This window comes from Psychromonas sp. KJ10-10 (assembly GCF_047323245.1).
Taxonomy (GTDB): domain Bacteria; phylum Pseudomonadota; class Gammaproteobacteria; order Enterobacterales; family Psychromonadaceae; genus Psychromonas.
Map to the genome: position 1 here is coordinate 1,483,487 of NZ_CP178826.1, position 17,740 is coordinate 1,501,226.

Genomic DNA, 17,740 nt, shown 5'->3' on the forward strand with positions numbered 1-17,740 from the left:
TAACATGGAAAATTCACACAAAAGTAAAAAAATTGCGATCATAGGTGGTGGCATAGCAGGCGCTTCTGTTGCTTTATACTTAAGTGAAATAGGGCTTCAAGTTAGTTTGTTTGAAAAAGGAACAAGCTTAGTTAATGGTCCTCCTATCTGTCATTTACACGCTGGTGGTAACTTATATCGTGAAATATCCGATAAACAGTGTGTCACCTTACTAAAAGAGTCTATCGACACGCTAAGGTTATTTCCTGACTCTATTGATTACCGCCCGACAGTGATTGCTGTGCCTAAAAGAGACAGTGGCGATGCACTTGCATTATTACCTCGTTTAAAAATGCTAACACATGAATATGAACAACTTATTCAACAAGATGCTAATAATGAAGTGCTCGGCGCGCGCTGGGATTATTACCGCTTATTTGAATTACAAGAGATGCAAGCATTAGCAAGGTTGGATGAAGTCGCAGTACCGAGTACTCCGGAAGAGTGGATGATACCGATTGCTAAGCATGTGGATTTATCCACTCTTAAATTTCCCTTAGTACTGGTTCAAGAATTTGGCTGGAATGTATTCCGATTAGGAGCTAGTCTTGCATTGTCATTAGAAAAGAACCCAAAAAGTAACATTCTGCTGAATACTAAAGTTAATAAACTAACGCATACAGAAGATAAAGGCTGGAAAGTGTCTTTTGAGAAAGACCAACAAGAAGCCTTTGAATATTTCGATTACATAATTAATGCCGCTGGTTTTAAAAGCGGTGAAATAGATGATGCGGCAGGTTTTCACAAGCAACGTATTGTTGAGTTCAAGGTCGCTTATGTAACGCAATGGGATGGAACGAGTAGCTATTGGCCTGAAGTTATTTTCCACGGTGAGCGCGGAACTCCTCATGGCATGGCACAGTTTACACCTTATCCAGATAACGTGATCCAACTACATGGCATGACTGAAAAAATTACTTTGTTTGATGATGGGCTGATTGCCAATGATAAAAACAGTGCGCAACCTAAGTTAGGACAACCTTTTTTAGATAAAATCTATAAAGGTTGGTCTTTCGATGAAGTTAAACTTCGTACAGAGCGAGCTATTGAGCATATGGCAGAATTTATCCCAAGTTTCTCACAGGCAAAAGTAACCGATGTGCCATTATTTGGCGCACAGCAAATACCGGGTGATGATGCAAGCCTTCGCGGCCGCAGGTGTTTCATTTGAAAATAATAATTATGCTCGTTGTGAAATAGTGAAAGCTTCTTCAGTATTAACCTGCGCAGATGAAATAACAAAACAGCTAATTTCATTAGGCTATGTTAATAAGTCGCTTCAAGGTTGTAGAGAGTTTGCAATTACAAATTCTATTAGTGATGAAGCAATTACTCAACGTGCTTTAACCTACACCAAACAACGTGGTTATCCGAGTGGACTAGCTTATCGAAATATCAAACAAAGCTTTAATCAGGTAGAATTAAACATGAGTTGTGCTTAATAAAACCCATAAAAATTGTTTTATTCATATGTTCATTTTATGCATAAAACATATGTGTTATTTAATTCAATAATATTGACGGATATTTAATGCAGTAAAATTTATATTAACACTTAAATTTTTTATAACCTCTGAAGCTGAGTAAATACCTGGAACGATGAATAAATGATTAATAAAATAGATTACGAAAAAATATTTTTTGAAATTTCATCTGAATTCTCAGAGGTTGATGATCTCGGTAAAATTGCTACTTATATTCCAGAGTTAGGGAAAGTTAATCCTAGTAAGCTTGGAATACATTTAGCTACCGTTGATAGTCAGAACTATTCATTTGGTGACTCTGATGAGCTTTTTTCAATTCAAAGTGTTGCTAAAGTATTGTCATTAACATTAGCATTGAAAATTATGGGCAGAGACTTATGGACTCGTGTTGGTGTTGAACCTTCAGGTTCTCCTTTTAACTCTTTGGTACAGCTAGAGTATGAACATGGTATTCCTCGTAATCCATTCATTAATGCAGGCGCGATTGTTGTATGTGATATTTTGGTCACCTGTTTAGATAACCCTAAAAAACAATTGCTTGATTTTATTAGAAAGTCATCTGGAATTGGTAGTGTTAATTACTCTTCAAAAATAGCAGAGTCAGAAAAGAAATGTGGTTATAGAAATCATGCTTTGATTAATTTAATGAAAGATTTTGGCAATATTCATAATGATGTCGATGTTGTTTTAGACTTATATTTTTATCTTTGCTCAATTGAAATGAGCTGTAAAGAGTTGACTCAAACGTTTATGTTTCTCGCTTATGGTGGTGTAAATCCTATAACTAATCAGAGAGTTATTAGTTTATCTCGCACCAAAAGAATAAACTCTGTTATGTTAATGTGCGGGTTTTATGATGAAGCTGGTGAATTCGCTTTTAAAGTCGGTTTACCTGGTAAGAGTGGTGTAGGTGGTGGCATTGTGGCAATTCATCCTGGAAAGTTTTGTATTGCCGTGTGGAGCCCTAAATTAAATAAAAAAGGTAATTCCTACAAAGGAATGAAGGTGCTTGAAGCCTTAACCTCTAAAACAAAATGCTCAATATTTTGATTTTTTAGTTTAAGGCAAAATTTGCACAAAGAAATAAGCAAATTTAATATGTTAAATAGACCCGCTAATTATTATAAATAACTTCAGCTAAAAATCGAAACAGTAGTGGCTATGATGTTACCGAAGTGCCAAAGCCACTGTAGACCTTGCTTATAAATAGATCTTTTTGTTTCATATTAATGAGTGGTTTAAAGGTTGTTACAGCAAAAGGTAATTGAATAACACCACTTTTTTGGCCTGTAGGAATGAGTGCCATTAGTGGGTTGCGTTTATATCCTTTAACTTTTTATTGTTCAATTTTCTGACTATCGATTTCGCCAAGTATCCACCTTGTTTCTGAGCAAGGTAACCCAATTTGGCTTCCCCACAGTTGCAATATCACCTAATGCGTATAGGTTGTCATGTCCAATGACTTGTAAGTTCACTCACTCTATTTTGAGCAATATGAATTTAGTTGTTTGCATTTTCTAGGGGCTCTTATATAGATTTTGTGGGCAATAGTCGATTAGCTTTAAAACTATGGTCATTTCGCTTCATAAAGGTGTTCACGGTATAAGTAAACTGTTGTGGGCGACAAGAATAACCTACATACTCGATTTTCAGTTTTTGAAGTTGTAAATCAGTTTAAATCACTCTAAAAATTATAAGCTACCCTTTTATACTGGCTATAAATAAACATATCTCCTATGAAAAAAATGGAGTGAAGGAAATAAAATGAGTACTACAGAAAAATATAAACATGATCTCGACACTCCCTGTTTAGTACTGGATATGGATATTCTTGAGGAAACCTTGAGAAGATGCAAGCCTTAGCTAGAGAGGCGGGAAAAGATTTACGGCCTCATATTAAGACTCACAAGTGTTCAATGCTCGCTCATAAGCAAGTCGAATCGGGTGCTGTCGGTGTTTGTGTTACAAAAGTCTCTGAAGCTGAAGCCTTGGTGAAGGCTGGTCTTGATAATATCCTGATTACTGGAGCGTTGGCGACACCGCGCAAAGTAGAAAGGCTTATGAGATCTTATCACCAAGGATAATTCTCTAATGGTTGTTGTTGAGCATTCTTGTAACATTGAATTACTTGATGCGACATTGGCTCCAAAAGGTTTGTCTATTAATGTGTTGCTTGATCTGGATATTGGTATGCATGAGAACCGGAGAGAAGCCACAAGACGCATTAGCCCTAGCTGAGAAAATTGTGGCCTGCCCAAGCTTGTGCCTTTGCGGGGTTCAAGCCTATGCGGGACATGTCCAACATATTCACCCTTATGATATAAGAAAGCAAACCTCCCTACAGTGTTTGCAAGATGCTGTGCATATCTTTCGAAAGCTTAAGGCAACAGTGTCAACCTGTACCATTTTTAGTGCTTCTGGCACAGGAACCTTTGATATTGATATAACAGTCCCTGAGATATCAGATCATCAGGTTGGTTCCTATGTATGTATGGATACTGAGTATCTTGAAATTGGCTCGGCTGATAATCATGACCGTTTTACCTCGTTTGAGCCAGCCTTGCGACTACTGACCACTGTTGTTAGTGACAACCATGATGATTTTGTAACTGTAGATGCTGGAATGAAGACGTTATACAAAGATGGAGGAAGCCCTCAAGTGATGGTACCCGACAATTTATCGCTCGAATACGACTGGTTTGGTGATGAATATGGCAAGATAACGAGTGCAGATAATGCAAAGCTTCCTTCGCTTGGATCGGTTTTGGAACTAGTCTCTTCTCATTGCGACCCAACAGTCAATTTGTTTGATAAATTTTATCTGATAAGAGGTAAAGAGGTGGTAGGTACTTGGCCTATAGACCTGAGAGGTCACGACCAGTAAAGGCTTGCTACCCAATAAAATATTTTAAGTAGACTTCTTGCATTTTTTGATGGTGTCCATGTCGATTCAATCGAGGAAGTTAACCGATTACATAAAAAGTCTATTGACTTAGGAGGTATGAGTGAGGGAGAGCCTAGAATACGTTCTAATATGCATTCTGCTTACGTAAGAGATTTAGACAATAACAAAATATGTTTCTATACGAGTAACACTTAATAAATGGCTATGGCGTTATTCCCTAATTTGGGGTTCTGGTTTGCAATTTGTTACATTGTGCCTTAAAGCTGATCCTATTTATTCAATAATGAAAACTGCAGTACCATTTCATGATTATTTCCAACACATTGATTTTATAAATAAGAAAGAATATCGTGAGTATGTATTTTAAATAAGGCGTATGTCATGTATTTTAATAAGTATCATTTGTATACTTAAAGAGATTAGTATGGAGCAGTATTTATTATATGTTGCTATATCATGTGCAACAATCGCAAGCCCTGGACCAGGAGTCATTTTGTCGATTACAAATGCTCTTAGATATGGGGTGGTTGGTGCAATCCCAAGTATTTTAGGTTTAGCGATAGGGGTGTTGTGTGTCGCATGACATTATCAGCGACAAGTCTTTCCATTATTTTAGCTACATCAGCGGTTGCATTTACCATCCTCAAATTTGTTGGTGCGGGTTATCTCATCTATCTGGGAATCAAGCAGTGGCATTCATCTTCTTCAAAAATGGATCCAAGTAAAGCTCAAGCGACACAAGGTCATCTGTTAAAATTTAGGCAAGGTTTTCTGATTACAATGACCAATCCTAAAACCATCTTCTTTTTTATGGCGTTGTTTCCACAATTTATTGATCACGATAAAAGCTACTTATCTCAATTCATTCTTCTATCTGTTACATTTTGTGTTCTTATGGTTATTATTCATAGCCTGTATGGCCTGTTCTCGATGGTCGCAAAGTCGAAGCTATCGTCACCGAAAGGTAGTCGAATTATAGGAAAAGTAAGTGGTAGTTTTTATATGTTATTTGGAGTTGGGTTGGCGACCACAAGCAAATAAATCCTAGCCTAAGTTTTCAATTTTTTAAATAAAATGTTGGAAACTGCTTTTGAGCTAAATCCGCATGTAACTTAACACTAAATGGATTACAGCGACTATGTTCAGTTCAGCTTACCTTTGATTTTAGTTTAATTAAATTTCCATACTTTCACTGCTCAAATGTATCAAACTATGGCAACCGGCAATATTGACACACTCTATTACAAATCAACCCTTTTTAGACAAAACTTAGACAAGTATGTTTGTTCTAATAATCCTATCGAACGAACTGGCACAGACTCCATACTGAGCCTAGTGTAATTAAACAATTAATAAGGGTATCAATATGAAATTTACTAAAACACTTTTAATCGCATCCGCTATATCCACAATGGCAGTGTTAAGCACGCAAGCTTTTGCAGATGAGATGTCTTATTCAAACCAAACCGTAATAACAGCTGATGCCAGCACCAAAGACGTAGCCTTTGAGCAAGGTCTTAGTGAATTGAATAACTTACAAGCGGCTAGTTCAACTGATTTATTACATCAGTTTTCCTTAGATATGTCAGCAAATAATGTGGCAGTGGAAAATGGTGCATATGTCACTGTAACAAAGAAAATGAGCTCTGACGGTCAATACGTTTATAATGGTGTTGTTCATGCCTCATTGTCTTATGAAAGCGATGGTGGTGAGTAAATTCAATAAATACGCCTAATACAGTTATTTAATCATCTAATTGTGTAGGGATTCTATCTATTCATTTACCCTCTAATAGGCGTTTTATGGGGCACTTTGTGCCCCAAGTCATATAGAAAATTTATGTCTGCAAAAATGCCACAGTTATCTTTAAGTCGTCATAGATTTATCTCAATTGTAGCGGTGACTAGTTAGTCTTCAGCTTCGGAAATGATATAACCTAACACAAGATTACCATGGGATAGCTGAACCGTCATAGTTAATGAAATGACCGCTCATGGACTGATCGCTATCTTCGATCACTTTCATCAGACCTTGAGCTGATGTAAGAGTATCAATCAGTGCGTTAGGGCCTCCCATCTCTGTTTTCACCCAGCCAGGATGAAGCGCGAGAACGGTAAAGCCTTGGGGAGTTAAGTCGTTGCTTAAGCTTTTTACCACCGAGTTTAGTGCGACTTTTGAAGAGCGGTAGATATATCCACCACCAGATGTGTTCTCTGCTATGCTACCAACTTTTGATGATAGACATGCAATCTTTTTGGTTTGCCCCTGACTAAGAGGTCTTAGAAGTTTTTCTACCAACTTTAAAGGCGCGATCGTGTTGATTTCAAATACTTTACGCCACTCATCAACATCTATGGTTCCCCAAGTTGTAACCTTTTGGGCCGTAATAACCAGCGTTGTTAATCAACAAATCAATACTGTCGATGGAGCTTCCTATTTCTTGAATTAAAGCATAATCTGTTACATCAAGTTCTATACAGGAAAGATTGCTGTGTTTTGTTTTTAGAGCTAAAAGGGATCTTGAAGATCCTTCGTTCCGGTATGTGGCATAGACTGTGTGCCCAGCCCGCAAATAAAGTTGAGTGAGACTTAAGCCTATTCCTCGGTTTGCTCCTGTGATAAATATGACGCTCATAGTGATTCCTTAGAAATTACATAACTATTTGTTTCGTATGTATTTTTGTTAGGCTGCAGGTTACCACCAAGGTCAACCTTTTTTAATAACAATAACAAACCATATGTAAAAGAGTCAGTATGACTAAATTTTAGAAAACCCACAAAACTTAATCGAGTGGAAATGCAGAAACAAGTGAAATTGCACTATACTACTGACTAGAAAGGCAATGCGATAATAACAGCTGTAATAAGTTAAGTTGAAAGTACTACCTCGTCTTAAAAACACGTTTTGCTTACATACAGAGCTAATGTAAGTATGTTATATTTTTTGTTTAAAACCTAAAATGACTCAAGGTGAATGAAGGTGGTACTTAGTTATGATCTTTATACGACGTGTAGTAGCGGTTATCTTTTTATTCTTTTTTCCTTTTCATTGCACAGTGAGACATTGATTATTGGCATCAGAAATGATGTTCATGATCCAGGCATGTTAAAAGTCGCGGAATGGGTAAAAGATGCAGTTAAAGCTAGTGGGAATAAAATCGAGTTTCGTTATCTACCTGCCAAACGTAGTCTTAAGCTTGCTTCTGTGGGTTACATAGACGGCGAATTTTATCGTCATCCTGTTATTGAATCAAAGTTCCCTAATTTAGAGCGTGTTGATGTATCAGTAGGACAGTTTGATTATGATGTTTGGATCCTCGCTGAGAATAACTGTATGGAAGATTGGGATGCATTTGCTCAATTTAAACCTGTTGGAACTAGAGGGGTTGTTTTTTTGAAAGCATCGTTTACCCAAGATCTAAAGTTGGCTATGAAGAAGTAGCTAGCATAGCTCATATACTAGAGATTTTACAACGCGGGCGAGCTGATTATACCGTTCATAATCAATCTGTTATCGAGTATTATTCAGAGCAAACAGGCATTAAACTTAAGAAGTGCCTAGACAAGCCTTTATTTTCAAAACACTTTTATTTATATCTTCATGAGTCTAAACGTCATTTAATGACAGATATCGAGCAAGCTCTACAGCAAGCAAAGCAGAAATAAAGGAAAGATTCTAATTTGCTAGGTCTATACTTCAATATTGAGCTAGCAAATGCCCATTAGATAACGTTATTCCTACTTCTATTAACTTACCATTAGATCGTTACAGTGGCGAGTTTCAGTTTGCTTTTGGTTCTGAACTTTTCTCTTTTTAGCTTAATTACTTAATTTATTTAAAATTCGATACTTTTACTGCTCAAATGTATCAAAGTATGGCAATCGCCAATATTGACACACTTTATTACAAATCAACCCTTTTGAGACAAAACTCTGACAACTCTGCTTGTTTTAATCACCCTATCGAAACGAGACTGGGATAGTCTCCATACAGAGTCTAGTGCAATCAAACTATTAAAAAGGGTAACAATATGAAATTTACTAAAAAACTTTTAATCGCGTCTGCTATATCAACTATGGCAGTGTTAAGCACGCAAACCTTTGCAGATGAGATGTCTTATTCAAACCAAATCGTAATAACAGCTGATGCTAGCACCAAAGACGTAGCCTTTAAACAGGGGCTTAGTGAATTGAATAACTTACAAGCGACTAGCTCAACTGATTTATTACGTAAGTTTTCTATAGAATCTATCAGCAAATAATGTGGCTATGGAAAATGATTCGTATGTCACGGTATCAGAGAAAATGAACTCTGACGGTCAATTCGTTTATAACGGTGTTGTTCATGCATCATTGTCTTATGAAATCGATGATGGTGAATAAGTTCAATAAATACGTCTAAGAGACTTGTTTAATCATCGGTTGTGCAATGATTCTAGCTATTCACTTAGAGACTAATAGGGCGTTTTTATGGGGCACTTTGTGCCCCAAATTTTATAGAAATTAATTTCAGAAATATGCTCTCGACCAGCTCTAATTGATCATCGGTTTATCGGAATTGTGGCGGTTATAAGTTACTATTCTGCTTGGAATTGAGGTCTGACGACTTAGTCTTTTTAGGATATTTATTAGCAAGCGTATAAACTAAATTATCTACTGAATACTTATAAATATTATCTTTAGTTGCATGGTAAAGCTTCTGTGGTGGCAAATGATTTACTGGACAAATTGATTTTTATTTTTTATCTCCTCAATTAAACCAGTATCCTGCATATCTTTTAATGTCGCATAAATATGTGGAGCCAAATGTTTATTTTTTTGTGTATAAAATGGTAAACATTATTAATATGGACTGGTGGTTCCATCATTTGAACTCCTGTAATATTTAAATCATTTAGTACCTTATTTGCGTTTCCCTTAGATATAATGATTGCGTCAACTCTGTCTCTTTCTAAAAGCTCAAATAGTTGTATATTTGAATTTACAACTTGTATATCAAAACCTTTAGTTCCTTCTTTTGTTGTTGATACACCTCTTCGAATACCTATTTTATATTGCTGTAAACTATCCCAACCATTTACTTCAATTTTTTTGTTTTTTGTAAGTACCATCCATTTAGATTGATGTAACGGAACAATAATTGGGAGTAAATTTGTGTATTCATTTTCAATACCTTCAATTCTGAATAATTCACCATCAATGCCAACTCCTGTATTGGCCATAAATAATGTTCTTTTGGCCGGCATAGGTTTATTTCCAATTTTATAGCCAATTCTCTGATATGCTTCAGTTAAAACTGACATAGCAAAATTTGTAAAAGATGAATTTTCAATTGATGTAAATATTAGTTTCTGTGAAGCGAATACGGGTTTAATATTTGCGACTAATATTATGAGACATATTAATATATTTAGATTTTTCATTTACTTCCTAAGGTTGTTTAAACGCTCTATTACTAGTTGATGAAAAATACAAATCCTTACCAAAGAGTTATATGCTTAAAATGTGCCGATAAATAATTCCGAATATTTTAGGAGCCTATTCATTTAATAATTTCCAATCTTTCCCTAAAAACTTTTCGAAAATAAGTTCAACAAACCCCTCATTTACTAATGCTTGTGAGGCTGTTTTTACGGTCTCTATTTTATCAACATGATTCGAGTTTTTAGAAAAACCAGCCAAAGTTCTCTCTCTCCTAAAATGAATTTATCTGGCACATTGAAATAATGATTCAAGTTAAACTTTCCAATCACATTCATACCGCCTGCATTGCCTGCTAATGCGTCAATGCGACCTCTTTTAAGCATACTTACGCCATGGCCATAACTTGTAAACTCAAGAATTTTATATTTATCTTCATCGAAGGAGTCACCTAAAGGCGTGCCTCGAATTTTACCGATAGTAATGTTTTTTAAACTTTCACGGCTATTTAGGCTAAGTCCTTTTTTAGGAATAATGATCGTTTTTAGGGTAATTATTTTTGCAATATATTGAACATTTTCATAAAAATCTAAATCGGAGGAAGGGTTTAAAATTCCGGCATCATGTATACCCTCTTTTAAATTCTTTAATGCTCTAGAATAAGGCATCATTTTTTTCTATACAAATTCCAGATCGTTCTTCAAGCGCTTCAATGAACTCTGTATGAATACCTGTTAATTCTCCGGACTTATTTTTAAAACCTGCGGGAGGAAAATCGATCACATGCATTGATAAACATTCCCTTGCTAGAGCAGGAAAGCCTATTAACATTGCGATTGTAAAAATTAAAAAAGATTTATTCTTTTTCATAAAAATAGACCAATGTAAGCAGGTTAGTATTCAAATACATTTAAATTAATTAGGGAATTGAATAAGTATAGTACCTTATACTGAAAAGAGTAACTTCGATAAAATCTGTGATTCTCAGGAAGTATTTTTTGATTTTTACCTTGCTTGGAGCGCTAGCGACTTGCCTTATTATTTAGCAAAAGGGAACTAATTTAGGTAGAAAAGTTAATAGATTTAGATGACTAAATTTCCTCGTCTAAATCTTTACTTATGTCGATATTTATTAAAAAATTTCTGTAGTTTCGCTGAAAATAAGGTGTTTAATCTTCAGTTTTGTCTTTAAACTCGCAAAGGTCTTCGATTATACAGCTTCCACATCTTGGTTTTCTGGCGACACAGGTATAACGGCCATGCAGGATAAGCCAATGATGTACATCTACTTTAAATTCGGCTGGGATCACCTTTAATAACTTTGCTTCGACTAAATCGACGTTTTTTCCCATGGCAAGTTTAGTACGGTTAGAGACTCTAAAAATATGTGTATCAACGGCGATTGTTGGCCAACCAAAGGCGGTGTTTAACACCACATTAGCGGTTTTTCTGCCAACACCCGGTAAGGCGACTAGTGCGTCTCTATTTTCTGGTACTTCGCTATTATGAAGGTCAATGAGCATCTTGCAGGCTTTGATAACATTTTCGGCTTTGCTGTTATATAAACCTATGGTTCTTATGTAACTTTTTAATCCATCAACACCTAAGGCATAAATTGCTTCTGGGGTATTGGCCACGGGAAATAATTTATCGGTGGCTTTATTAACACTGACATCGGTGGCTTGTGCTGAGAGGGTAACTGCTACTAATAACTCAAAGGGAGAACTAAAGTTTAGCTCTGTCTCTGGCTTAGGGTTGTTATCACGTAAGCGCGTTAAAATTTCTAGGCGTTTTTGTTTATTCACATCTAACCCTTATTCAATAGAAGCTGTTTTTTGAGCTGTATTTTTAGCACTCTTTTTCAAATTGCTTTTTTCGATGCCATGATCAACGGCATTTTTAAAAGCAATAATTAATCCCATTATAAGAAATGCACCAGGAGGTAATGCGACTAATAGAAACTTAGTATCAGCATGATAAATGGTAATGGTTAGTGAACTCGCCCAGTCGCCAAGCATAGTTTCAATGCCATCAAACAGAGTTCCTTGACCTAATACTTCACGTATCGCGCCTAATAATAATAAGACAGGCGCAAAGCCAAGCCCCATCATTAAACCATCGAAGGCATGACCAGTTTTACGCTGTTTTTAGAGGCAAAGGCTTCAGCGCGACCGATAATAATACAGTTGGTTACGATAAGAGGAATAAAAATACCTAACGACAAATATAATTCATAGGTAAAGGCATTCATTAATAATTGTACACAGGTAACTAATGAAGCAATGATCATAACAAAAATAGGAATGCGTATTGCTTTTTGTACATGGTGACGAATCAATGAAACTAAGGTATTTGAAGCGACTAAAACTAATAATGTTGCAATCGCTAAACCAAGTGCATTAGTGACGGTATTTGTCACTGCTAGCAAGGGGCATAAACCAAGTAGTTGGACAATACCTGGGTTATTTTTCCACAGCCCTTGCAAGGTTAACTCTTTATAAATAACACTATCATTTTTTGATTCATCAATACTTTCAATCGTTTCGCTATTGATATTATCAGCCTTATCGATAGTTTCAGTATTCTCATTTATTTGTGGTTTATCAGATTTCATTTTAAGTCTCCACAATCAGCTTGATGAGCAAATAGTTTTTGTTTGTTTGCAGTGAAGTAAATAAGTGCATCTTTTACTGCAAGTGTAACGGCGCGTGGGGTAATGGTTGCGCCGGTAAATGCATCGATATCACCGCCATTCTTTTTAACTTCCCAGCGAACATCTTGTGCCTTTTGGTATGTTTTATTATTAAAGCTATAGATCCAATCTGTTTTATTGGTTTGAATTTTATCGCCTAGGCCCGGTGTTTCTGTATGACGAATAACACGCACGCCTGCGACTTCGCCATTTTCAAATATGCCTACTGCAAGCTTGATTTCACCCGCATAACCTTTAAAAGTACTGGTCTCTAGCATGACGGCTACAGGACTATTTCCCTTAGTGGCAATAAAGACTTTCTGTGTTTGCCCTTTACCTAAAAGCAGATCATCATTAACCAAAAAACAGCTCGCAAAAATATCATTATCGTAGCTTTCAGCGGGGATTAATTGATTAATGGTATTAATCAAGGCTATTTGCTCTTGTTTGGCAATGAGTGGTTTAGTGAGTTGACTAATAGTTGCAATAGCAACGGTACAAACGATGGCAAAAGCGGCTAAAAGGAAACCATTTCGAGATATTGCTACTAACATTATGCTTTGCCTCCATAAACTCTAGGCTGTGTATAATAATCGATTAATGGTACACACATATTTCCTAACAGAAACGGCAAAAGCTACTGCATCAGGATAACCGCCTATGTTACGGATGATGACTACAATAAAGGCAATTAAGAAGCCATAAATCAAGCGCCCCTTAACCGTTGTTGCCGCACTGACTGGGTCGGTGAGAATAAAAAATGCACCCAACATAGTTGCACCCGATAAAAGGTGGAAAAAGGGAGAACCATTAAGATCAGGTTGATAAGCAAAGGCAATAAAGGAAAATAATGCCATGCCAGCTAAGAAACTTGCAGGGATCATCCACAGGATAATACGTTTAGCCAATAAGATGATACCACCCAATAAAAAACCTAAATTCACCCATGTAATAGCCTGTGATGAAGAAGCTTGATAAGCAATACTATCGAATATTTCTGTGGTGGTGAATCCTGCTTTTAAATCATTTTTGACAGTATCAAGTGGGGTTGCCATTGATAACCCATCAATACTGGTACTGAGTTGTGCGACACTATAACCATCAAGTGTATAACCGGTAAATATAGTATTAACTTGATCTAGAAAAGATATTTCAAAGGGCTGTAAACTTAGCATCGGTAGCCAGCCAGTCATTTGCACTGGAAATGAAATCACCAATACAACATAAGCGACCATGGCTGGGTTGAATATATTTTGTCCTAAACCGCCGTAGAGTTGTTTTACAAAAATGATCGCAAAAGCAGTACCAATAACAATGATCCACCAGGGGCAAGGGGGGAATAGAAATCGCAATCAAGATACCAGTGACTAATGCACTGCCATCTTTTAAGGTATATATAATAGGGCGGTTGCGCAGTTTGAGGATAATTGCTTCGGCACTTAGGGCAACAATGATTGCTAATATAATTTGTAAAATATTAGCAATCCCAAAAAAATAACTTTGCAATGCCACACCCGGAATTAAACACAGTATTACCCAAGCCATAATTTGGGAACTACGGCGTCGAGTACGTTGATGCGGTGAGCTTGCATTAATAAATGCCATTATTGCTGTTCCTTGTGTTCTGTTTTGTCTGTACTTTCTTTTGTTGCACTTGCCTTTTTAGCCTTTGCTCTTGCAACAGTCTGCTGCAATTTTAGCTTTTTTTATTTCAAGCCGCTGAAGGGGCCTGATTTTCTGTTTGTTCGCTGGCATCCGCTTTTTCTGTCTGCGGAAAAGGATTCATGCTTCTCTTGCTTGCGAATACGAGCTTGTTCTTTGCGTTGCTTACGTAGTGCAATAACTTCGCTATTATCAGGCTCTGTTAGTTGTTGTTCTTTTTCTTGTTTTTTGGCTTTAGCACGGGCAATAGCGACTGCAACTCTTCGCTTTTTTAGGATCGCTTGTTGCTGATTCTGTTTCAGAACTGTTTTTAGCATCCTGTATATCAGAATTTTCACTGCCTTGTTGCTGTGCTTTTTTCTTAGCCTTAGCACGTGCAATGGTCAGCGCAACGAGTCGCTTTTTTAGGATCAACTGCTGTTGATTCTGATTGAGGATCTTTTTCAGTATCCTGTGTATCAGAAGTTTCAGTATTTTTTTGTTGTGCTTGTTTCTTTGCTTTAGCGCGAGCAATAGTCACCGCAACCAGCCGCTTTTTTAGGATCGCTCGTGGCTGATTCTGTTTCAGAACTATTATTAGTATTCTGTGTATCAGCAGTTTCAGTGTTTTGTTGTTGTGCTTGTTTTTTTGCTTTAGCACGTGCAATAGCGTACGCAACTGCACTGTTTTTACTTGCTGGTTTAGATTCTTCTGCTGGCTCTGTTGTTTGCTGATTTGCAGATTTTTTAGCTTTAGCGCGTGCTAATGCAATTGCAATTAAATCATCACCGCCATTTTTATCTTTTAATTGTGCTTTACGTTTTTCAGTCGCTTCTTTATGTTTAGCCTGTCTTTCTAATTTTGCTTGCTCTAAACGTAAGGCGCGTTTTTCATGGCGAATTCGTGCTATTTCAGCTTTTTTAGCTTCCGTTTTAGCGGTATAAATTTCAGCCTTAGAGACACGATAATATTCAACTAAAGGAATATGGCTAGGGCAGACATAAGCACAGGCGCCACATTCAATACAAGCTTGCAAGTTATAGGCTTCTAACTTGTCATGATCCTGACTTTTTGAATACCATAATAACTGCTGTGGTAATAAGTTTGCAGGACATGCCTCTGCACATTCAGAACAACGAATACAAGGCATTTCAGGCTGTGCTGGTGGCATTTCCTGAATAGTTGGGGCAAGAATACAATTACAGGTTTTGGTCACAGGCGCAGCGGTATTTTTGATGGTATAACCCATCATAGGACCGCCGATAATGATCTCGTGTAATGCCATCGAATCTACCCAATATCTATCTAGTAAATATTGAATTGGAGTACCAATACGCACGCTGACATTGCTACATTGCTTTAATGAGTCGCCGGTGAGGGTAACAATTCTTGAGGTTAAAGGTTTTGCATCGATAATCGCCTGCTTAATCGCAAAAACAGTGCCCACATTTTGCATCACAATACCAAGGGCATTAGGGTGTTTGCCATAGGGCGTTTGTTGACCGGTAATAATCTCAATTAATTGTTTTTCACTTCCTGATGGATAAACCGTAGGAATGATGCGTAATATAATTTTATCTTTATGCGCATTATGACTCAGAGCTTCTTGTAAACTTTTAATTGCCTCTGGTTTATTATCTTCGACCGCAATAACTGTTAATTGGGGCTTTAAAATATGCTCAAGAACATTAATACCTTCCAATATTTCAAAGGCTTGTTCTTGCATTAAGCGATCATCGGCAGTGATATAAGGTTCACACTCTGCACCATTGATTAATAGCAGTTTGATGTCGTTTTGTGATGATAACTTGAGATGACTTGGAAAACCTGCACCACCTAAACCAAGAATACCGGCCTGCTGGATCTTTTCTACCAATTCAACTGGTGATTGAGTTTTATAATCCTCGGGTTTTATATATTCGATCGAGCGATCTAAACCATCAGTTTGAATCACTACAGATAACACACTCAACCCCGACGGGTGTAAATCACAACGTTTTTCAATCGCAATAACCGTACCTGAACTGCTGGCATGTTTTGCAACCAGTGTTTTTGATACTTTACTAAGTGCTTGCCCTTTTAACACTAAGTCACCGACTTTAACTAATAAATCAGGGATTTGACCTTTATATTCAACTGGAATCACTAAGGTAGCAGGAATACCCGCATCACTTATCGTTTCCTGATTACTCTGAAGTTTATTTCCTGGAGGATGAATACCACCATGAAAAGTCCATAACTTTCCCGAAGAAATAGCGTCTAACTGATCGTCGGTTAATAGGTTAAAATTATCTGTCATACTAAAGCTCGGTGTTAATTTGTGTAGGGATGCGTTGTTGGTTCCACTGCCAGTTTTTGGTAGTGATTTCGATCGGTAACATATCAATACAATCGGTTGGGCAAGGGGCAACACATAACTCACAGCCAGTACATTCGTTGCTGATCACTGTGTGCATTTGTCGAGTTGCGCCCATTATCGCATCCACAGGGCAGGCTTGAATACATTTGGTACAGCCGATACATTCATCTTCGCGAATAAATGCAATCAATTTTGGCTTTTCTTCGCCTTCTAATGCTTTTGGTTCGATACCCATTCTATCTGCTAATTGACGCATTACCGCATCGCCACCAGGTGGGCATTTATTAATATCATCACCATTAGCAATGGCCTGGGCATAAGGCTTACAGCCAGGATAACCACATTGACCACATTGGGTCTGTGGCAAAATCGCATCCAATTCTTCGACAATCGGATCCGATTTTACTTTAAAACGAATAGATGAATAACCTAACAAAGCCCCAAAAATAGCACCTAAAACAGCTAAGGTAATAACGGCAATAATGATATTGATGATCATTTAATTAACCCCGTAAATCCCATAAAGGCTAATGACATTAAACCAGCGGTGATCATCGCAATTGCTGACCCTTTAAAAGGCAGTGGCACATCAGAAGCGACTAAACGCTCACGCATTGATGAAAACAAAATTAATACTAAGGAGAAACCAATACCCGCTGAAAAACCATAAACAATAGATTCAACAAAATCATGGTTTTCATTAATGTTGAGTAATGCTAATCCTAAAATGGCACAGTTGGTGGTGATCAAAGGTAAAAAGATACCTAATAAGCGATATAAAGTCGGGCTTGTTTTGTGCATGACCATTTCAGTAAATTGCACAACCACGGCAATCACAAGAATAAAGCTAAGCGTTTGCAGGTACACAAGATCTAACGGTACTAATATAAAGTTATTAACAATATACGAAAGTGCCGCTGTGAGTGTTAGTACAAAAGTTGTCGCAAATGACATGCCAACGGCCGTTTCAATTTTGTTGGAAACACCCATAAAAGGGCATAAACCTAAAAATTTAACTAACACAAAGTTATTGACTAAAACGGTGCCAAAAAACAGTAAAAAATAATCGCTCATAAAATAATAATTCCACTAGCTGAATAGGGGATTTTTGAAAAATGCATATTGCGCGCGAGTATAGCAAACAACGACTCTAATAATAACAACACAAAGAATGTTTTTTGTGAACAGAATATTTTT

At 37.0% G+C, this 17,740-nt stretch carries 23 protein-coding genes and 2 pseudogenes; 10 read left to right on the top strand and 15 right to left on the bottom strand.

Annotation, left to right across the window (positions count from 1 at the left end; all coding sequences use genetic code 11):
* Positions 1-4 precede the first annotated feature (4 nt).
* The 3 genes from ACLKMH_RS08480 to ACLKMH_RS08490 all read left to right on the top strand — a co-directional run bounded on the left by ACLKMH_RS08480 (position 5) and on the right by ACLKMH_RS08490 (position 2,573).
* Entirely contained in the window at positions 5-1,210 is a 1,206-nt protein-coding gene (locus ACLKMH_RS08480) for an FAD-dependent oxidoreductase (protein ID WP_413701605.1), read from the top strand.
* On the top strand, positions 1,173-1,481 hold the full coding sequence (locus tag ACLKMH_RS08485) for a hypothetical protein (RefSeq protein ID WP_413701606.1): 309 nt from the start codon (positions 1,173-1,175) through the stop codon (positions 1,479-1,481). The genes ACLKMH_RS08480 and ACLKMH_RS08485 overlap by 38 nt, the downstream gene beginning before the upstream one ends.
* Before the next feature lie 165 nt (positions 1,482-1,646).
* Entirely contained in the window at positions 1,647-2,573 is a 927-nt protein-coding gene (locus tag ACLKMH_RS08490; protein WP_413701607.1) for a glutaminase, read from the top strand.
* A 109-nt stretch (positions 2,574-2,682) separates the two neighbouring features.
* Here the strand turns inward: ACLKMH_RS08490 and ACLKMH_RS08495 are convergent, their stop codons facing one another.
* Positions 2,683-2,829 carry a hypothetical protein gene (locus ACLKMH_RS08495; protein ID WP_413701608.1) on the bottom strand — a complete coding sequence of 49 codons (147 nt, stop codon included), beginning with the start codon at positions 2,827-2,829 and terminating at the stop codon, positions 2,683-2,685.
* A gap of 544 nt (positions 2,830-3,373) precedes the next feature.
* Between ACLKMH_RS08495 and ACLKMH_RS08500 the strand changes: the two genes are divergently transcribed.
* The 5 genes from ACLKMH_RS08500 (at position 3,374) to ACLKMH_RS08520 (ending at position 6,145) form a co-directional block, all read left to right on the top strand.
* Positions 3,374-3,607: a hypothetical protein gene (locus ACLKMH_RS08500; protein ID WP_413701609.1), complete on the top strand. Its 234-nt coding sequence runs from the start codon at positions 3,374-3,376 to the stop codon at positions 3,605-3,607.
* A 110-nt stretch (positions 3,608-3,717) separates the two neighbouring features.
* Positions 3,718-4,407, top strand: a complete 690-nt coding sequence (locus ACLKMH_RS08505) for a hypothetical protein (RefSeq protein ID WP_413701610.1) — start codon at positions 3,718-3,720, stop codon at positions 4,405-4,407.
* A 445-nt stretch (positions 4,408-4,852) separates the two neighbouring features.
* Positions 4,853-5,011, top strand: a complete 159-nt coding sequence (locus ACLKMH_RS08510; protein ID WP_413701611.1) for a hypothetical protein — start codon at positions 4,853-4,855, stop codon at positions 5,009-5,011.
* Positions 5,008-5,469: a LysE family translocator gene (locus ACLKMH_RS08515; RefSeq protein WP_413701612.1), complete on the top strand. Its 462-nt coding sequence runs from the start codon at positions 5,008-5,010 to the stop codon at positions 5,467-5,469. The genes ACLKMH_RS08510 and ACLKMH_RS08515 overlap by 4 nt, the downstream gene beginning before the upstream one ends.
* 325 nt (positions 5,470-5,794) lie before the next feature.
* Complete coding sequence (locus ACLKMH_RS08520) at positions 5,795-6,145, top strand: DUF3316 domain-containing protein (RefSeq protein WP_413701613.1); 351 nt, start codon at positions 5,795-5,797, stop codon at positions 6,143-6,145.
* A 231-nt stretch (positions 6,146-6,376) separates the two neighbouring features.
* Here the strand turns inward: ACLKMH_RS08520 and ACLKMH_RS08525 are convergent, their stop codons facing one another.
* Both ACLKMH_RS08525 and ACLKMH_RS08530 read right to left on the bottom strand, forming a co-directional pair.
* On the bottom strand, positions 6,377-6,823 hold the full coding sequence (locus ACLKMH_RS08525) for an SDR family NAD(P)-dependent oxidoreductase (RefSeq protein WP_413702291.1): 447 nt from the start codon (positions 6,821-6,823) through the stop codon (positions 6,377-6,379).
* The gene (locus tag ACLKMH_RS08530) at positions 6,774-7,064 is read right to left on the bottom strand and encodes an SDR family NAD(P)-dependent oxidoreductase (protein WP_413701614.1); all 291 of its coding nucleotides are present in this window, start codon (positions 7,062-7,064) and stop codon (positions 6,774-6,776) included. The genes ACLKMH_RS08525 and ACLKMH_RS08530 overlap by 50 nt, the downstream gene beginning before the upstream one ends.
* Positions 7,065-7,409: 345 nt before the next feature.
* Between ACLKMH_RS08530 and ACLKMH_RS08535 the strand changes: the two genes are divergently transcribed.
* Positions 7,410-7,871 (top strand): hypothetical protein, encoded by a 462-nt coding sequence (locus ACLKMH_RS08535; RefSeq protein WP_413701615.1) that lies wholly within the window; start codon positions 7,410-7,412, stop codon positions 7,869-7,871.
* 589 nt (positions 7,872-8,460) lie between these two features.
* The gene (locus tag ACLKMH_RS08540; RefSeq protein ID WP_413701616.1) at positions 8,461-8,691 is read left to right on the top strand and encodes a hypothetical protein; all 231 of its coding nucleotides are present in this window, start codon (positions 8,461-8,463) and stop codon (positions 8,689-8,691) included.
* Positions 8,692-9,207: 516 nt separating this feature from the next.
* On the opposite strand, the gene ACLKMH_RS08545 is transcribed toward ACLKMH_RS08540, so the two are convergent.
* From ACLKMH_RS08545 to rsxA, 12 genes and pseudogenes are all read right to left on the bottom strand, one after another.
* Positions 9,208-9,852, bottom strand: coding sequence for a hypothetical protein (locus tag ACLKMH_RS08545; protein ID WP_413701617.1), 645 nt, complete (start codon positions 9,850-9,852; stop codon positions 9,208-9,210).
* A gap of 216 nt (positions 9,853-10,068) precedes the next feature.
* Positions 10,069-10,521 (bottom strand): hypothetical protein, encoded by a 453-nt coding sequence (locus tag ACLKMH_RS08550; protein ID WP_413701618.1) that lies wholly within the window; start codon positions 10,519-10,521, stop codon positions 10,069-10,071.
* A complete protein-coding gene (locus ACLKMH_RS08555; RefSeq protein WP_413701619.1) occupies positions 10,505-10,720 on the bottom strand; it encodes a hypothetical protein in 216 nt (71 codons plus the stop codon). The genes ACLKMH_RS08550 and ACLKMH_RS08555 overlap by 17 nt, the downstream gene beginning before the upstream one ends.
* Before the next feature lie 299 nt (positions 10,721-11,019).
* Complete coding sequence (gene nth, locus ACLKMH_RS08560; RefSeq protein ID WP_413701620.1) at positions 11,020-11,655, bottom strand: endonuclease III; 636 nt, start codon at positions 11,653-11,655, stop codon at positions 11,020-11,022.
* A gap of 9 nt (positions 11,656-11,664) precedes the next feature.
* A pseudogene (locus ACLKMH_RS08565) lies at positions 11,665-12,464 on the bottom strand (electron transport complex subunit E).
* Complete coding sequence (gene rsxG / locus ACLKMH_RS08570) at positions 12,461-13,096, bottom strand: electron transport complex subunit RsxG (protein ID WP_413701621.1); 636 nt, start codon at positions 13,094-13,096, stop codon at positions 12,461-12,463. Before rsxG ends, ACLKMH_RS08565 begins: the two are co-directional and overlap by 4 nt.
* Positions 13,096-14,147 (bottom strand): annotated as a pseudogene (rsxD, locus tag ACLKMH_RS08575) (electron transport complex subunit RsxD). Before rsxD ends, rsxG begins: the two are co-directional and overlap by 1 nt.
* Before the next feature lie 101 nt (positions 14,148-14,248).
* Complete coding sequence (locus ACLKMH_RS08580; RefSeq protein WP_413701622.1) at positions 14,249-14,542, bottom strand: hypothetical protein; 294 nt, start codon at positions 14,540-14,542, stop codon at positions 14,249-14,251.
* Positions 14,543-14,571: 29 nt separating this feature from the next.
* Positions 14,572-14,724, bottom strand: a complete 153-nt coding sequence (locus tag ACLKMH_RS08585) for a hypothetical protein (protein WP_413701623.1) — start codon at positions 14,722-14,724, stop codon at positions 14,572-14,574.
* Positions 14,705-16,483: an electron transport complex subunit RsxC gene (gene rsxC, locus ACLKMH_RS08590; protein WP_413701624.1), complete on the bottom strand. Its 1,779-nt coding sequence runs from the start codon at positions 16,481-16,483 to the stop codon at positions 14,705-14,707. The genes ACLKMH_RS08585 and rsxC overlap by 20 nt, the downstream gene beginning before the upstream one ends.
* A gap of 1 nt (position 16,484) precedes the next feature.
* Positions 16,485-17,042, bottom strand: a complete 558-nt coding sequence (rsxB, locus tag ACLKMH_RS08595; protein ID WP_413701625.1) for an electron transport complex subunit RsxB — start codon at positions 17,040-17,042, stop codon at positions 16,485-16,487.
* Positions 17,039-17,617, bottom strand: coding sequence for an electron transport complex subunit RsxA (gene rsxA, locus ACLKMH_RS08600; protein ID WP_413701626.1), 579 nt, complete (start codon positions 17,615-17,617; stop codon positions 17,039-17,041). Before rsxA ends, rsxB begins: the two co-directional genes overlap by 4 nt.
* Between the last annotated feature and the right edge of the window lie 123 nt (positions 17,618-17,740).

Coding starts and splice junctions, on each gene's coding strand:
- ACLKMH_RS08480 (WP_413701605.1), top strand. CDS start 5: ATGGAAAATTCACACAAAAGTAAAAAAATTGCGATCATAGGTGGTGGC.
- ACLKMH_RS08485 (WP_413701606.1), top strand. CDS start 1,173: ATGATGCAAGCCTTCGCGGCCGCAGGTGTTTCATTTGAAAATAATAAT.
- ACLKMH_RS08490 (WP_413701607.1), top strand. CDS start 1,647: ATGATTAATAAAATAGATTACGAAAAAATATTTTTTGAAATTTCATCT.
- ACLKMH_RS08495 (WP_413701608.1), bottom strand. CDS start 2,829: ATGGCACTCATTCCTACAGGCCAAAAAAGTGGTGTTATTCAATTACCT.
- ACLKMH_RS08500 (WP_413701609.1), top strand. CDS start 3,374: ATGCAAGCCTTAGCTAGAGAGGCGGGAAAAGATTTACGGCCTCATATT.
- ACLKMH_RS08505 (WP_413701610.1), top strand. CDS start 3,718: ATGAGAACCGGAGAGAAGCCACAAGACGCATTAGCCCTAGCTGAGAAA.
- ACLKMH_RS08510 (WP_413701611.1), top strand. CDS start 4,853: ATGGAGCAGTATTTATTATATGTTGCTATATCATGTGCAACAATCGCA.
- ACLKMH_RS08515 (WP_413701612.1), top strand. CDS start 5,008: ATGACATTATCAGCGACAAGTCTTTCCATTATTTTAGCTACATCAGCG.
- ACLKMH_RS08520 (WP_413701613.1), top strand. CDS start 5,795: ATGAAATTTACTAAAACACTTTTAATCGCATCCGCTATATCCACAATG.
- ACLKMH_RS08530 (WP_413701614.1), bottom strand. CDS start 7,064: ATGAGCGTCATATTTATCACAGGAGCAAACCGAGGAATAGGCTTAAGT.
- ACLKMH_RS08540 (WP_413701616.1), top strand. CDS start 8,461: ATGAAATTTACTAAAAAACTTTTAATCGCGTCTGCTATATCAACTATG.
- ACLKMH_RS08545 (WP_413701617.1), bottom strand. CDS start 9,852: ATGAAAAATCTAAATATATTAATATGTCTCATAATATTAGTCGCAAAT.
- ACLKMH_RS08550 (WP_413701618.1), bottom strand. CDS start 10,521: ATGATGCCTTATTCTAGAGCATTAAAGAATTTAAAAGAGGGTATACAT.
- ACLKMH_RS08555 (WP_413701619.1), bottom strand. CDS start 10,720: ATGAAAAAGAATAAATCTTTTTTAATTTTTACAATCGCAATGTTAATA.
- rsxG (WP_413701621.1), bottom strand. CDS start 13,096: ATGTTAGTAGCAATATCTCGAAATGGTTTCCTTTTAGCCGCTTTTGCC.
- rsxC (WP_413701624.1), bottom strand. CDS start 16,483: ATGACAGATAATTTTAACCTATTAACCGACGATCAGTTAGACGCTATT.
- rsxB (WP_413701625.1), bottom strand. CDS start 17,042: ATGATCATCAATATCATTATTGCCGTTATTACCTTAGCTGTTTTAGGT.
- rsxA (WP_413701626.1), bottom strand. CDS start 17,617: ATGAGCGATTATTTTTTACTGTTTTTTGGCACCGTTTTAGTCAATAAC.